The organism is Nitrospira sp. (assembly GCA_029194675.1).
Lineage (GTDB): Bacteria > Nitrospirota > Nitrospiria > Nitrospirales > Nitrospiraceae > Nitrospira_D.
On the sequence record JARFXP010000001.1, the window covers coordinates 692,423 to 706,954 of the forward strand.

Consider the following 14,532-nt stretch of genomic DNA (forward strand, 5'->3'; position numbering starts at 1 on the left):
GACAGAGAACGATTTGGCGGCTTGATTTCTCTACGTAGAGACCGTAGCCTTGGCTCACATGCTTCCGACGCAGGTCACGTTCATTTTTTGCACGCGACCTGGTTCTCCCGCAATCATCTGCAGCAAGAACTGCCGTTTTGCCGACAACTGATTACGGGCTCTGCGGAGCAATTTCACGACATGGAAACCGCCTGTAAAAACATTCCTTTCTCGTTCTTTATAGCGGTAACTCTTATGGTCGTGCTGTCGGCCTGTACCTCCGATCCGCCGTCAGTCGATACGGTGAAGGCGGTGACCGGAGCGATCAACGCGCCGGGCGGTCCAGAAACCTATGAGGTGGTCGATTGTTTGTTGCCAGGGCAAATCCGCCAGCTCGGTACACAGGTGACGTACGTCACTGAACGGCGCCCCGTTCGCACAACCACAGAAGATTGCGCCATCCGTGGTGGTGAATACGTCGCGAGAGATCGGGCAGACTATGGGACCTCCCTAAAATTCTGGCTCAGTGAAGCCCAAAAAGGGTCTGCAGAAGCCCAGTACTATACCGCGACACTGTATGAAAGAGGCGCAGGGGGAGAACCTGATTATCAGCGGGCGGCGAACTGGTACCGCAAGGCCGCTGAACAGGGAGATAAGCGAGCGGCGGTCAACCTCGGTCGGCTGTATGAACAAGGATTGGGCGTTTCGAAGGATCCCGCGCAAGCCTTCACATGGTTCGCGAAAGCGTCCGGTTTGGATGACGCCGCGCTATCCCTCCTCACTAACCAGCAACTCCCCAACGCGCAAGCCACGACACGCATCCGTGAACTGGAGCAGGCGCTCGCTACGACAAACCAGGAAGTCACCCGGCTAAACAATCACCTTCAGGAATTACAACGATTAGCAGAAACCGATCGGCGCAAAAGTCAGGATGCCGATCAGCGCTACCAAGCGGCGCGCGCAGAGCTGGACCAACTTCGCGAGAGACCTGATCAGTCCGAAGCCATAGCCAAAGCCGATGCCAGGGTCAAGCAGATCCAGGAGGAAATGGACCGGGCAAGGAGAGAACTCGACACCAGGAATACAGACATCGTGCAACTTCAGCAGAAAATTGCCTCGTTCGAAACCAACGCCATTGATCTCGGCTTTGACGGGCCCACGTTGGAGATTATCGACCCGCCGCTCGCCAGGACCCGTAGCAAAGAGCAGCTGGCGATTCCCATCAACACCGGTTCCCAGCGTTCCGTCACCGGTCGCGTGCTGGCGCCTGCCGGGCTCCGGTCGCTGATGGTGAATGGAGAGAAGATGAAGGTTAACGAAGACGGGGTGTTCACGTCGACCTTCGGAGCTCTTCAATCACCCAGCGATGAATCGGTCGTCCAGATTCTCGCCGTGGACACGCAAAACAAGCGTGCCGCACTGAAATTCGTACTCAAAGGCAAAGGTACGATACAACCCAACCCCCAGGTGCCCAAGCAGGATCTCTCCGAATTCGGTCACTACCATGCCCTTGTCATTGGGAATGACCATTACAAACACTGGAAGGTCTTGAAGAATGGAATTTCTGATGCCACTGCCGTCGCTAAGACATTGAAAGAGCAATATGGTTTCCACGTCACGATCATCAAAGACTCGATACGCTCAGATATCATGAATGCGCTCAATGAATACCGGAAAATCCTCAACGAAAACGACAATCTGCTGATTTATTACGCCGGCCACGGACACCTGGAACAAGACATCGATCGAGGGTACTGGATTCCCGTCAATGCCGAGATCGACAACAATTCCGAATGGGTGAATCTCTCCGACGTAACCGACCTTCTGCAACTCATCTCTGCAAAACACGTGATGGTGGTGGCGGATTCCTGCTTTGGCGGAAAATTGACGAGAAGTTCATTGGCGCAGTTAAAACCGGGCTTGACTGCCCACGCACGGTTAGACATCTTGAAAAAGCTCGCGAAACGACGGGTGCGTACCGCCATGACTTCGGGTGGAGTGAACCCAGTCTTGGATGCGGGGGGCAGCGGCCATTCGGTTTTTGCCGAGGCCTTTCTTGGCGTGCTGGAAGAGAACGACACCGTTCTGGAGGCCGAACGACTGTTTTTGGCCATCCGCTCCCGCGTCGTCAGCACGTCACAACAAATACACAGCGAGCAAATTCCCACGTACGACCCTATCCACATGGCTGGACATGAGAGTATCGGCGACTTTATCTTCGTCCCGCGGGCGCTCTGATAACATCCCCGCCCCACAGAACGCTGTTGAGCTGTCATTTGCTGGCAACGGACCGGATGGAAGCAACGGAAAGGAGGATAACCAACTCATGTCCAAAACAATCTCGTGATCGGTGAGCGCCTCTCCTGAAAGCTCACTGTTATTTCGCCATCATCTTATCTTTGATCCCGTCATTGATAGGCGTGGCAAATCTTCTCCTCCACCAACCCTGCCTGCCGCAATCAAGCTCATACCGCTAAGCGCTTGAATACAAAAACAACCTGGTCACCTCAGACGCTTCAATAACGCCTGCTACACTTCTCAGTGACACCGAACGCTCACCCTTCAACACAAGGAGCGCTCATGATCAGTCGGAAGCCTGCTTCAGCCATAAACATTTCTTCAAAGCTTTACGATAAACCGATCACGATCTCAGCGGCGCGATCTCATGACATAGCCATCTCATGCAAAAAGATTCTCGACTCTTGCTTTATGGCAATGACTCTTCTGGTTGCACTGTCGGCCTGTGCTTCGGACTCCTCGTCAGTCGCTTCGATGCCCCCGGGAGCCGAGGTGATCAATGTACCGGATGGACCGAAATCCAACGAAATGGTTGATTGCCTGTTGCCCGGACAAGTCCGCCAGCTCGGCACACAAATGACATATGTCACTGAACGGCGCCCCATTCGCACGACCAAAGAAGATTGCACCATCCGCGGCGGGGAACAGGTCCTGGGAAAGCAGCTAAACTGAGAAGACGTCCCTGAATGTCTGACTGGGTACTCGGAGTGCACTGTTCTGTACTCAGCGCTGACACCCAACCGGTCCTACATTGCCAAGCTCTGACCGATATCATCTGCTCAAGGACCACGTCCCGTATAAGGAGTTGGCGGCCACATATCTCGATCAGCGAAAGCTGAGAGCACGCCACACGCCGGCACGTCAAGCAGTTGGAGTGCTCGGACCATCGGGTCGTCCACGAACCGGTCTCCTAAGAGACAGCGGCGGCATTTTCAAAGCAGATTCTAGGATCAGCTAGCTGAAAGAGTATCATCACTACCTAATCGATGTTCTTTGTCGCTTAGCAGTCCCTCATACCTCTCGCAAGACCGCCCCTTATCACCACAGTCTTCGCCAACAGATCCGTATAGAGAAGTTTGAGCCAATCGTTCTCGTATTGCAATTCTCTCAGGCGTTTCGCGTCAGATGCCTTCACGCTTTCCGTTTCGATGATTTTGAAGGTACGCATAACGGACCTCCTGGCTTAAGGTGGCTCCTGACAAGAGCTGTCACAGATAATCAATGGTTCTGCAAACTTGATTCCACGGTGGGGATGTGCCTGGAGAGCAGCAAACGTGCTGAATGTTGAGGTGGTCGAATTCTATGCGTATCTAGTCAGATACTGTGGTGGATCGGAAAAGATACTTTTGGGGGAGTAATCATATCGTGCAAATGCTGACAGACAAGCGCTTTGAAAGCTTGGGGGAATTTTCTCTGCCGGAACAAACCATCTCAAAATTTCATTGTACCTTCACCACCGTCACCCCATCGCCTCCCTCGGCTCGATCGCCAGGACGAAAGTCTGCCACATAAGGCGACTCTTTGAGATATTCGCGCAGGACGGATTTGAGACGACCGGTTCCATGGCCATGAATGATGCGGAGGTACGGGGCGCCAGTGAGAGTTGCCCGATCCAATGCCACGACGACGTGATCGAGTGCCTCGTCAGCTGCTTGCCCTCGTACGTCCACCACTGTTTGCTCATCCAGTCCCAGCCCATTGCTCGTCGAAACTCGTCGGGGAATCGTAGCGGTTGACGTGGGAGCTGCTGCCTCTGCAGTCGCTTCATGCGCGAGACCGACGAGGTTCGATACAGCAGCCAAGATTTCGCCCTCCCCAACCTTGACACGCACACGTTTTTTCCCCTGAGGCATTTCCAACAAACTCCCCGTCATGCCCAAACCGACAATTTCCACCGTATCGCCGATCCCAAGCTGTTCAAGTGGAATCGGCTTGCCGGTCGGCACAAACTCCTGCCTAGTTTGCGCCTCTAACTCATGCAACCGCTGTTTCGTCTCCTTCGCCTTGATGAGCTTCTGTTCGCGCTTCAGGGAATCGACCGTGGCTTGAACCTCGGCTCGCGCACGCTGAAATTGTTCGCCGAGTTTCTTCTTGAGCCCTCGTCGAGCTTCTTGTTCCGCTTCTTGCAGTTGCGCTCGAAGTGCTCGTGCTTCCCGGGCCGCTTGTTCGGCTTCTTCCCTCGCCTGCTGAGCCTTCTCGGTATCCTCAATCAGTTGGCGTTGCTTCCGCTGCAAGTCAGCCATCAACTCGTCGAGCCGTTGGCCATCGTGGTGGAGTCGCTTCCGCGCGTCGCTCAATATACTTTCGTCCATACCGAGGCGGCCGGCGATCTCCAAGGCGGATGAGCCGCCCGGGATCCCGATGAATAATCGGTAGGTAGGCGCCAACTGCTCCACGTCGAATTCCACGCTGGCATTCGCAAAGCCAGAAGTCGTCTGTGCCAGCTCTTTGAGCGCACCGTAATGCGTGGTCGCCACCACTTTCATGTTCAATTCGGCCAGACGACAGAGCAGCGCCTCTGCCAGCACCGCCCCTTCTTGCGGATCAGTTGAAGTCACAGGCTCATCAAGGAGCACGAGTGCGCAGGGTGCTGAGGGTGCGAGCGACCTCTCCATGGAAACGCTCTCGGTAAGGAGTCGGATCATGTAAGTCATGTGAGCCGAAAAGCTCGACAGATCGCGACTCAAGTCCTGTGCATCACCGATATCGGCGTAGAGGTCGGTAAAAACTGCCATCTCGGATTCCGAAGCACAGGGAAGATGCAGTCCGCCCCGCACCATGAGCGCAAACAGCCCGACGATCTTGAGCGTAACGGTCTTTCCGCCTGTATTCGGCCCGGAGATCACAAGGACGCGGATCGCTTCATCCATGTGAAGGTCGTTCGCGACAACCTGATCTTTCGCGACGAGCAGCAACGGATGCCGCGCCTGCTTAAGCATGATGCGGCCATCTTTGTTCAAGATGACAGGGTTGCACTTCAGCCGACGACTCATCTCAGCCTTTGCTCTGATCACATCACATTCGGCCAACGCCTCGATTCCTCGGCCGATGTCCTCCGCTTTGGAGGCTACCAAACCGCTGAGTTCCCGCAAGATGCGATGCACCTCCCGCTCAATCTCCAGATCCGCCACCTTGATGGAATTGTTCAGTTCGACCAACTCCCGCGGCTCCAGAAAGATGGTTGCCCCGCTGGACGACACATCGTGGACGATCCCGGGGATTCTTCCCCGCATGTCCGCCTTCACCGGCACGACGTAGCGTCCTTCTCGCTGGACAAAATACGACTCTTGAAGCACCTCCTCATAGCGTTTGGAATGGAGTATCTGCTCCAGACGCTGCCGCATCTCCTGTTTCAGCTCCTGAGCCTGGTGAGTCAGACATCGCAGCTCCGGCGAAGCCGTGTCTTTCATAGAGCCATCCGATTGGATCGCGCCCTCGATAGCCCTCAGGATTCCGCGCAAACTTGTTGTGCTATGAAGCGGAGACAAGACGTGGGCCAGGGCTTGAGTCTCATCTTTATGAGACTCGGCGTATCGCTCCACCTCTGCCATGAGGGCCAGCACAACCGCACAGTCTCGCAACTCACCGGCCTCAAGCGCTCCTCCCTTCCTGGATCGAATCAGTTGTTCGCGAATATCGGGAAAGGTGAGGCCCGGCATCGGATCACTCCCCTCCAGTAAACTCACCATCTCGGTCGTCTCTTGTTGGCGCAGGCGAGCATCCGCCAGGTGGCTCGATAAGGAAAGCGACCGGCATCGAGCAGCTCCGATCGTCGACTGTGCATGTTGTGCGAGAAGCTCCAACAGCCGAGGCCACTCCAACGCCTGTGCTGCATGTTCAGATAATGTCTCGTTCACACAAGCCTCCTCTCCCCTCCTGTACTCCATTTTGGATGCTAGCGCGCATTATTTACGACGGTTCGTCGCGAAATCGCGCAGTCGCCAGGCGAGACAGGCGCGCGGAGCCGCAAGGAAGGGAGGCGTACTTGAAACAGTATGTCGACCGACCGAGCGGCGAGCCCGTCTTCCTGGACGCTCTCGAATCGCGTCCAGGGCTATCGTAGCGGCGAATCCGCGATTACAGCAGAAGCGTTCGTGAATAATGCGCGCTAACCAAGTGTCTTGACAAGAAGCAGAGAGCGTCGATACTATCGCAGTTCGTGCTGTACCATCCGGGTGTATTCAACCAATATATTTGCATGTAGAGGATTACGCTATGTCCATTCGTGTTGGAATCAATGGATTCGGACGCATCGGGCGCAACGTGCTGCGTGCCTCGATGGGTGATAAAGATCTGCAGATCGTCGCCGTTAACGATCTCACGGACGCCAAAACGCTTGCTTATCTTCTCAAGTACGACTCGGTGCACGGCACCCTTTCGGCAAGTGTTGAGGCCAAGGAAGACCAGATCCTCGTGGATGGGAAACCTATCAAAGTGCTCGCGATCAAAGACCCAAAGGAATTGCCCTGGAAGGCGCTGAACATCGACGTTGTCATTGAATCGACCGGTCGATTTACCGACCGGGAAGCGGCGGGCAAACACCTGTCTGCCGGCGCCAAGCACGTGATTATCTCGGCACCGGCGAAAGATCCCGATGTGACCATCGTACTCGGCGTGAACGACGACAAGTTCGACCCTCAATCCCACCACATTGTGTCCAACGCCTCCTGCACGACCAACTGCCTGGCGCCTGTTGCTAAAGTCTTGTTGGAAACGTTCGGTATCAAGCACGGGATTATGACCACGATCCATTCCTACACCAACGATCAGCAGCTGCTGGACCTTCCTCATAAGGACCTTCGGCGCGCCCGCGCAGCCGGCATGTCGATGATTCCTACCAGCACCGGCGCAGCCAAAGCGCTGCATCTCGTCATTCCTGAGCTCAAGGGCAAGTTGGATGGACTCGCCATTCGGGTGCCGACGCCGAACGTCTCACTGGTCGATCTCACTGTCGAAACCGAGAAGGATTGTGACGTGGCATCTGTGAACGCAGCCTTCAAGAAGGCGGCGGATGGACCACTCAAAGGTATTCTCAAGTACTCTGAAGACCCCATCGTCTCGATCGATCAAAAGGGGGACGATCACTCGGCCACCGTCGATGCCCCGCTGACCAACGTCGTCGACAAGCGTCTGGTCAAGGTTACGGCCTGGTACGACAACGAATGGGGCTATTCATGCCGAGTCCGCGACCTGGTCAAGGTTCTGGCCGGAAAATCCACCACTCACTGATGACCGTGTGGGAAATGATCGGGCAGGTTTCAGACGAATCCATCTCACTCGCTTCATTTCGCAGGTCATAGAATACTGGAGGAGCGCCTCATGAATTTGCACAAGAAAACGATCGACGATGTGCAACTTCGTGGCAAACGGGTCATTATCCGCGCCGATTTCAACGTCCCGCTCGATGAGTCGCTTCAAATTACCGATGACACCCGTATTCGGTCAACCCTGCCGACGATCAATCGCGTCGTCGACGAGGGAGCGAAAGTCATTCTCTGCTCTCATCTCGGTCGACCCAAGGGGACCTTTCACCCTAAATACAGCCTGGCGCCGGTCGCAAAACGACTGGGACGCCTGCTCGGGAAAGACGTGGTCTTCGCTCCGGACTGTATAGGGCCGGCCGTCGAGAAACTGGTCTCGAAGATGAAGGACGGCGATGTCCTCTTGCTGGAAAATCTTCGTTTTCATGCCGGCGAGGAAAAGAATGACGACGCCTTCGCCAAGGCCCTTGCTTCACTGGGCGATGTTTTCATCAATGATGCCTTCGGGGCGGCCCACCGGGCCCATGCGTCGACCGTCGGCATCACCCACTACATAAAAGATGCGGCTGCAGGCGCACTGCTCAAGAAAGAGATCGAGTATCTCGAAGGTGCCGTCGCCAATCCCGTTCGACCGTTTGCCGCTGTCTTAGGGGGAGCCAAGGTCTCGGGAAAAATCGGCGTCATTGAAAACCTTGGCAAGAAGGTCGATAAGGTCATCATCGGCGGCGGCATGGCATTTACGTTCTTGAAGGCGAAAGGCATGGAGATCGGCAATTCTCTCTGCGAAATGGACATGTTGGATTTTGCCCGAGGGATCGAAGACCATGCCCTCTCACGAGGGGTCAAATTTTACCTGCCTGTCGATTGCGTGGTGGCGGCCGGCCGAGAGGTGGGCGCCGAAACCAAGATTGTTCCGGTACAGGAAATTCCCAAGGGATGGTATGCCCTCGATATTGGTCCGGCCTCCGTCAAACTATTCAATGAGGCGGTTCAAAATGCGAAAACCATCCTGTGGAACGGACCGATGGGTGTATTTGAAATCGACGCCTATGCGCGAGGCACCTTGGCTATGGCTCATGCAATCGCCGACGCCTACGCGCTCACGATCGTCGGCGGCGGTGAAACGTCACTGGCCGTTCATCGGGCCGGTGAATCTGAGAACATCTCGTTCATCTCGACCGGTGGTGGCGCGGCCCTTGAATTACTGGAAGGCAAAACACTTCCTGGTCTCGCAGCGCTGCCAGACCGCCCAAACTGATCAAGGTTCCTCAACGAAACCCGAGCTCCTGGAAGTACGGTGCGTACAGTCCTGATCGTCGGCAATTGGAAGATGAACAAAACCGCGTCTGAAGCGGCAACCTTCGTTCATGAGCTCAGCCAGCACCTACCTGGCACCTCCACGGGCGTTGAGCTTGTCGTCGCCCCCCCTTTTACTGCGCTGGAATCCGTTCGTATGGCGCTGGGCGCCTCATCGCCGATTCAGCTCGGAGCGCAGGACATGTTCTGGGAGGATCACGGCGCCTATACAGGAGAAGTCTCCGCACCGATGCTGAAAGATCTCGGTTGTCGCTACGTGATTCTGGGCCATTCGGAACGACGAACCCTTTTTGGTGAGCAGAACGACAGCATCCGCAAGAAAATCCTAGCCGCACTCATCCATGGCCTGCGTCCCATTCTCTGTATCGGCGAATCACTCGCCCAGCGCGAAAACGGGACGACCGACAGCGTGCTGACCCAACAGCTGAAGGAATGCGTCTCCGGTCTTGCCCCTGACGCGATGGCCGCTGTCACCATCGCCTATGAGCCAGTATGGGCCATCGGCACGGGCAAATCGGCGACCATCGACCAAGCCGTCGCTGCCCATCGGACGATTCGGCTGTTCCTTACCGCCACGTGGTCTTCCACCGTTGCCGACGCCACCAGGATTCTCTATGGAGGGAGCGTCACGCCACAGAATATAGAATCGCTGCTTTCTTCAGACCAGATCGACGGCGCACTCATCGGAGGCGCTTGTCTCCAAGTCGAGTCTTTTGCTACAATTACGAGGATCGTATCCACTGCACGATCAATCGGAGTCTGAGATCTCATGCTGTATACGCTGATTGTTATTGTCCATGTCTTTATCTGCTTTCTGATGATCGGGGCGATTCTTCTCCAATCAGGGAAGGGAGCGGAGATCGGCGCCGCGTTCGGCGGTTCCAGTCAGACGGTGTTCGGAAGCCGTGGTCCCGCCAATTTTTTGAGCAAGCTGACGGTCATTGTGGCGGCGGTGTTCATGGCGACGTCGCTCAGTCTGGCGATTTTAGCCAAGCAACGAAACTTCTCTTCGACCGTCATCGATATGCAGCCCAAGAGCGCTCCAACAGCTCCCCCGACTGCCCCACCCGCTCAATCTTCAGGGGATTCGCATCCTTCGGGAGAGACTCCCGCAGCCGGACACTGATCTGTTCATCGTCAGATCGACGCCTGCCGTTCGTCGTCCGAAAGACAGTCCCGGTTCGGTTCCACTCGATTGATGGTAAACGGTCTGCAGCGGGGTTTAGATACGAGTTAGCCACGACTCATGTGCGACGTCTTCCCCGCGTACGATCGAAAAGAAGGCGTCTTGGAGGGCGCGTGTAATCGGCCCAGGCGTACCATTTCCGATTCGCCGGTTGTCGATTTCTCGGACCGGGGTCAATTCAGCAGCCGTTCCTGTCACGAATACTTCATCGGCAATGTACATTTCATCGCGCGTGAATCGCTCCTCCGCCACGGCGATTTTTCTTTCTTGAGCCAATTGGATGACAGAGTTTCGCGTAATCCCTTCAAGCACCGACGTCAAGGGCGTCGTTTTCAAGGCCCCACGCCGCACGATGAACACATTCTCTCCCGTTCCCTCGGCAACATAGCCTTCGGGATCGAGAAGAATCGCCTCGTCATATCCATCGGCCTTCGCCTGCTGTTTGGCCATGATGGAGTTCACATAGTACCCGGATATTTTTCCTCTGGTCATGGACACATTCACGTGGTGCCTCGTAAAAGACGAGACGCAGGCGCGCATCCCATTGGCCAATGCATCGTCCCCCAAATAGGCGCCCCACTTCCAAGCAGCGATGGCTACCCGAATCGGATTGTCTCCTGGATAGACGCCCATCGCCCCATACCCGATGTAGACTAACGGGCGAATGTAACAGGCATCGAGCCGATTGGCACGAACGGTCTCGATGATGGCCTCCGTGATCTGCTTCTTGTCATACGGCATGGTCATCATGCCGATATGAGTCGAATCAAACAGGCGATCGACATGTTCACGAAGCCGGAAGATGGCGGAGCCTGACTTACCCTTGTAGCACCGAAGACCTTCAAACGCCGCAAGGCCATAGTGTAGCGAATGGGTGAGAACATGGACGTTGGCCTCTCTCCACTCCACCAATTTCCCATCCATCCAGATTTTTTCGACCGGTTCCAACATTGAGAGCAATCTCCAATAAAGGGATAGTAACCGTTCCGCCCCCATGGGCGTGAGGGACTATAGCGTGAGGTCGAACGTGGGTCAAGCAAACAGGCAGCGGCTGACTCGGAATCTACTCGACCGATGATATGAGACCTACGAGGAAGCGCAATAGGCGCGCAGGCGGGAACTCAGGAACGTTCCGACTCGTTCTTCTTCCGCTGGACTCATGGTCAGGACTTTGACACCAAACAACAGACCTCGCACCCATCGGACCACGACGCGCTGAATTTCGACCGGCTCATCTTTGTCGGGAAGGGTGAGCCGGACAACCAACCCCATCCCAGGAACCACTTGATGGTCTCCCAAAACCCGGAACCCGTTACGACAGAGGTTCATCACCGTTCCCTTCCCGAGAAAATCTCCGCCCAGGTAGTACACCTCACAGCGAACGGGAATCCGATGATAGGTACGGATCACAAACTTGCTAGCGTGAAACATGTGCTCGTTGCCATCTCCCGCTTGGTATCATGAAATTGGAATGTGGCATCGCAATGATGACGCCAAGCATACGTGTCAGGACGACCTTCCTCATAGCCTTCTAAAGAGGGGCTTATGGGTGGTCAATGAGCTCTCATCGCTCCTCGTTCGCTTGACACCTCTCATATCTCCATGTTAAATGAACCGTTCCTCAAGTTCGGAGAATGGATTATGTACGCGATCGTTGAAACAGGTGGTAAACAATATCGAGCTGAAACCGGCACGACGATTCAGGTCGAGCGGCTGCCGGGAGACGTCGGAGCCCAGATTGAACTCAGCAAGGTCCGTCTCGTACATGGCGATGCCGGTATTCTGATTGGACAGCCCCTCGTTAACGGAGCCAAAGTCACGGCTGAAATCGTGCGACAAGGGCGGACCCGATCGATTACCGTGTTTAAGAAGAAGCGTCGCAAGAACTATCGCCGGACTCGTGGACACCGACAAGGATTCACCCAGCTGTTGATCAGGAATATTGCGACAGCCTGAAGTCACAGGAAGGGTATACCATGGCAACAAACAAAGGCGGCGGATCATCACGTAACGGCCGTGACAGCAATCCTCAATATTTGGGCGTGAAGGCCTATGGTGGTCAGACCGTGACGGCCGGCAGCATTATCGTCCGCCAGCGCGGCACCAAGTTTTTTCCAGGATTCAACGTGGATCTTGGAAGAGACCATACCCTATTTTCCAGAATAAGCGGTGTGGTGAAGTTTGAAGGTGGACGCGACAGACGAAAAGTCAGCGTATACCCTGTTCCGACCAAACCCTGATCCTCTTTTCTACTCTCTCCGTTACAACCAAGCTGGATATGTTCTCTCTCCCCCTCGGATCACGGTCGGGTATACTTTCTCGTCGTCATGACTGACTCATCTGCGATGACGCTGACAACTTATGTTCGTCGATGAGGTGCACATCACAGTACGAGCCGGTCGTGGCGGAAACGGCATCTGCAGTTTCCGGAGGGAGATGTTTGTTCCACGTGGAGGCCCGGACGGCGGGGATGGAGGCGACGGTGGCGACATCGTCATGACCGCATCTCATCGACTGACCACCCTGCTCGACCTCCGCTACCAGAACCATTATGAGGCTCAAGACGGGCGCGCCGGCGGGGGTTCCAATTGTACGGGCCGTTCCGGAGAAGATCTGGCCATCGCCGTTCCTGTCGGCACCATCGTCTATGATGACCAGACGAAAGAAATACTTGCGGATTTCATCGAGGATGCTCAAACGGCCGTCATCGCCCAAGGAGGGCGAGGCGGAAAAGGCAACAGCAACTTTGCCACCTCCGTCAACCGAGTGCCGACGAAGTGCACCCCGGGCACTCCAGGTGAAGAACGATCATTGCGACTTGAACTGAAACTCCTCGCCGACGTCGGGCTGGTCGGTTTTCCTAATGCCGGCAAGTCGACGCTCATTGCAGCTGTATCAGCGGCCCGCCCCAAGATCGCCGACTATCCCTTCACCACTCTGACCCCCAATCTCGGCGTGGTTCGGTGGGGATCCGATCGAAGCTTTGTCATGGCCGATATTCCGGGCCTGATCGAGGGTGCCCACGAAGGCAGAGGCTTGGGCGTGCAGTTTCTCCGCCATATCGAACGCACCGCATTCTTGCTCCACCTGATCGATGTCTCAGAATGGACCCCTGACGATCCAGTGGTGAGTTTTAAGACCTTACGGCAGGAACTTGCAGCCTATGACGGGGAGCTCACCAAGCGCCCATTCGCCGTTGTCCCGACCAAGATCGACATAATCGGCACGAGCGACCGGCTTGCCCAGCTGCGGTCCTATTGTCGCCTCAACGACTATCCCTGCTTGCCGATTTCCGCCGCCACGAACAAGGGGCTTGATGACTTGGTCACCTACGTCGGGAAACAGGTAGAGCGTTTACGAAAGACGCCATGCGAGACAAGCTCTTAGGACAAGCGAAGCGGATCGTCATCAAGATCGGCAGCAGCCTGATCGCTTCGCGTGCGGAAGGTCTGCGGCCTCAACAGATTGAGCGATTGGCTGATGAAATCGCTGGGCTCCGAACACAGGGGCGGGAAATCCTGGTGGTCTCGTCCGGTGCCATCGTCTCCGGTATTCAGAAATTGCAGCTGAAAGATTACCCGAAAAGCCTGCCTGTCAAGCAGGCAGCGGCAGCCGTAGGCCAGAGCCGGCTCATGTGGGCCTATGAAAAAGCGTTTGAACGTCTCAATATTCAAGTGGCGCAGATACTGCTCACCCACCAGGATCTCGCTGATCGCCGCCGATTCCTTAACGCTCGCCATACACTCGCGGCACTCATCGGTTTCGGCATCGTGCCCATCATCAATGAAAATGATACCGTCGCGGTTGATGAAATCCGGGTCGGCGACAACGACACCCTCGCGAGCGAAGTGGCTCATCTGGCGGATGCGGACTTGCTGGTGATTCTCTCCGATGTAGACGGACTGTATACGGAAGATCCGCGGAAAAACCCGTCGGCGACATTGATCCCCTTGATTACGGAGATTACCCAAGACGTCGAGCGCCTGGCAGGAGTTTCCAGCACATTTGAAGGGACAGGCGGGATGGCGACCAAACTTCGAGCAGCCAAGAAAGTCGGCGAGTATGGAATCTCGACTTTAGTCCTCAATGGCGAACGAGCCGGACTCCTCCCAGCGGTCCTTGAAGGCGGGCCCGGTGGAAGTCTCTTTCTTGCCCGGGAACGTCGACTGAACAGCCGTAAACATTGGATCGCTTTTACGCTTCGCTCCCGCGGTCAGGTCCATCTCGATCAGGGGGCAGTCGATGCCTTGATCGAGCGAGGGAAAAGTTTGCTGGCATCGGGCATCCTTCAGGTGACGGGATCATTTGATGCCGGTGATCCGGTCAGTTGTCTCGATACAGATGGAAAGGAATTCGCAAGAGGCCTGGTGAACGTTTCGTCCGACTTATTAGGTCAGATGAAAGGCCTCAAGACAGCGGCCATCCATGAGCAGTTCGGCCTCCAAGAGTATGAGGAAGTCATCCATCGAGACAACCTTGTCATTCTCTAAT

13 protein-coding genes are annotated in these 14,532 nt (G+C 55.5%); 9 read left to right on the top strand and 4 right to left on the bottom strand.

What is annotated here, in order from left to right:
• Positions 1 to 87 precede the first annotated feature (87 nt).
• Positions 88 to 2,217, top strand: a complete 2,130-nt coding sequence (locus P0120_03230) for a caspase family protein (protein MDF0673345.1) — start codon at positions 88 to 90, stop codon at positions 2,215 to 2,217.
• A 1,060-nt stretch (positions 2,218 to 3,277) separates the two neighbouring features.
• Here the strand turns inward: P0120_03230 and P0120_03235 are convergent.
• Positions 3,278 to 3,445 carry a hypothetical protein gene (locus P0120_03235; protein MDF0673346.1) on the bottom strand — a complete coding sequence of 56 codons (168 nt, stop codon included), beginning with the start codon at positions 3,443 to 3,445 and terminating at the stop codon, positions 3,278 to 3,280.
• Between the two features lie 271 nt (positions 3,446 to 3,716).
• On the bottom strand, positions 3,717 to 6,134 hold the full coding sequence (locus tag P0120_03240; GenBank protein ID MDF0673347.1) for an endonuclease MutS2: 2,418 nt from the start codon (positions 6,132 to 6,134) through the stop codon (positions 3,717 to 3,719).
• A 358-nt stretch (positions 6,135 to 6,492) separates the two neighbouring features.
• On the opposite strand from P0120_03240, the gene gap reads away from it, so the two are divergent.
• The 4 genes from gap to secG all read left to right on the top strand — a co-directional run bounded on the left by gap (position 6,493) and on the right by secG (position 9,981).
• A complete protein-coding gene (gene gap, locus P0120_03245) occupies positions 6,493 to 7,506 on the top strand; it encodes a type I glyceraldehyde-3-phosphate dehydrogenase (protein ID MDF0673348.1) in 1,014 nt (337 codons plus the stop codon).
• 90 nt (positions 7,507 to 7,596) lie between these two features.
• Entirely contained in the window at positions 7,597 to 8,796 is a 1,200-nt protein-coding gene (locus tag P0120_03250) for a phosphoglycerate kinase (GenBank protein MDF0673349.1), read from the top strand.
• Positions 8,797 to 8,835: 39 nt separating this feature from the next.
• Positions 8,836 to 9,618 (top strand): triose-phosphate isomerase, encoded by a 783-nt coding sequence (gene tpiA, locus P0120_03255; protein MDF0673350.1) that lies wholly within the window; start codon positions 8,836 to 8,838, stop codon positions 9,616 to 9,618.
• Positions 9,619 to 9,624: 6 nt separating this feature from the next.
• Positions 9,625 to 9,981, top strand: a complete 357-nt coding sequence (secG, locus tag P0120_03260) for a preprotein translocase subunit SecG (GenBank protein MDF0673351.1) — start codon at positions 9,625 to 9,627, stop codon at positions 9,979 to 9,981.
• Between the two features lie 96 nt (positions 9,982 to 10,077).
• Here the strand turns inward: secG and P0120_03265 are convergent, their stop codons facing one another.
• Positions 10,078 to 10,992 carry a branched-chain amino acid transaminase gene (locus P0120_03265; GenBank protein ID MDF0673352.1) on the bottom strand — a complete coding sequence of 305 codons (915 nt, stop codon included), beginning with the start codon at positions 10,990 to 10,992 and terminating at the stop codon, positions 10,078 to 10,080.
• 135 nt (positions 10,993 to 11,127) lie between these two features.
• Positions 11,128 to 11,472, bottom strand: coding sequence for a PilZ domain-containing protein (locus P0120_03270; GenBank protein MDF0673353.1), 345 nt, complete (start codon positions 11,470 to 11,472; stop codon positions 11,128 to 11,130).
• Between the two features lie 210 nt (positions 11,473 to 11,682).
• On the opposite strand from P0120_03270, the gene rplU reads away from it, so the two are divergent.
• From rplU to proB, 4 genes are all read left to right on the top strand, one after another.
• Complete coding sequence (gene rplU / locus P0120_03275; GenBank protein ID MDF0673354.1) at positions 11,683 to 11,997, top strand: 50S ribosomal protein L21; 315 nt, start codon at positions 11,683 to 11,685, stop codon at positions 11,995 to 11,997.
• A 20-nt stretch (positions 11,998 to 12,017) separates the two neighbouring features.
• A complete protein-coding gene (gene rpmA / locus P0120_03280; protein MDF0673355.1) occupies positions 12,018 to 12,281 on the top strand; it encodes a 50S ribosomal protein L27 in 264 nt (87 codons plus the stop codon).
• 121 nt (positions 12,282 to 12,402) lie between these two features.
• Entirely contained in the window at positions 12,403 to 13,428 is a 1,026-nt protein-coding gene (gene obgE, locus P0120_03285; protein MDF0673356.1) for a GTPase ObgE, read from the top strand.
• Positions 13,410 to 14,531, top strand: coding sequence for a glutamate 5-kinase (proB, locus tag P0120_03290; protein ID MDF0673357.1), 1,122 nt, complete (start codon positions 13,410 to 13,412; stop codon positions 14,529 to 14,531). Before obgE ends, proB begins: the two co-directional genes overlap by 19 nt.
• The last annotated feature ends 1 nt before the right edge of the window (position 14,532 follow it).

Coding starts and splice junctions, on each gene's coding strand:
- rplU (MDF0673354.1), top strand. CDS start 11,683: ATGTACGCGATCGTTGAAACAGGTGGTAAACAATATCGAGCTGAAACC.
- gap (MDF0673348.1), top strand. CDS start 6,493: ATGTCCATTCGTGTTGGAATCAATGGATTCGGACGCATCGGGCGCAAC.
- secG (MDF0673351.1), top strand. CDS start 9,625: ATGCTGTATACGCTGATTGTTATTGTCCATGTCTTTATCTGCTTTCTG.
- P0120_03250 (MDF0673349.1), top strand. CDS start 7,597: ATGAATTTGCACAAGAAAACGATCGACGATGTGCAACTTCGTGGCAAA.
- obgE (MDF0673356.1), top strand. CDS start 12,403: ATGTTCGTCGATGAGGTGCACATCACAGTACGAGCCGGTCGTGGCGGA.
- P0120_03235 (MDF0673346.1), bottom strand. CDS start 3,445: ATGCGTACCTTCAAAATCATCGAAACGGAAAGCGTGAAGGCATCTGAC.
- proB (MDF0673357.1), top strand. CDS start 13,410: ATGCGAGACAAGCTCTTAGGACAAGCGAAGCGGATCGTCATCAAGATC.
- P0120_03265 (MDF0673352.1), bottom strand. CDS start 10,992: ATGTTGGAACCGGTCGAAAAAATCTGGATGGATGGGAAATTGGTGGAG.
- rpmA (MDF0673355.1), top strand. CDS start 12,018: ATGGCAACAAACAAAGGCGGCGGATCATCACGTAACGGCCGTGACAGC.
- P0120_03270 (MDF0673353.1), bottom strand. CDS start 11,472: ATGTTTCACGCTAGCAAGTTTGTGATCCGTACCTATCATCGGATTCCC.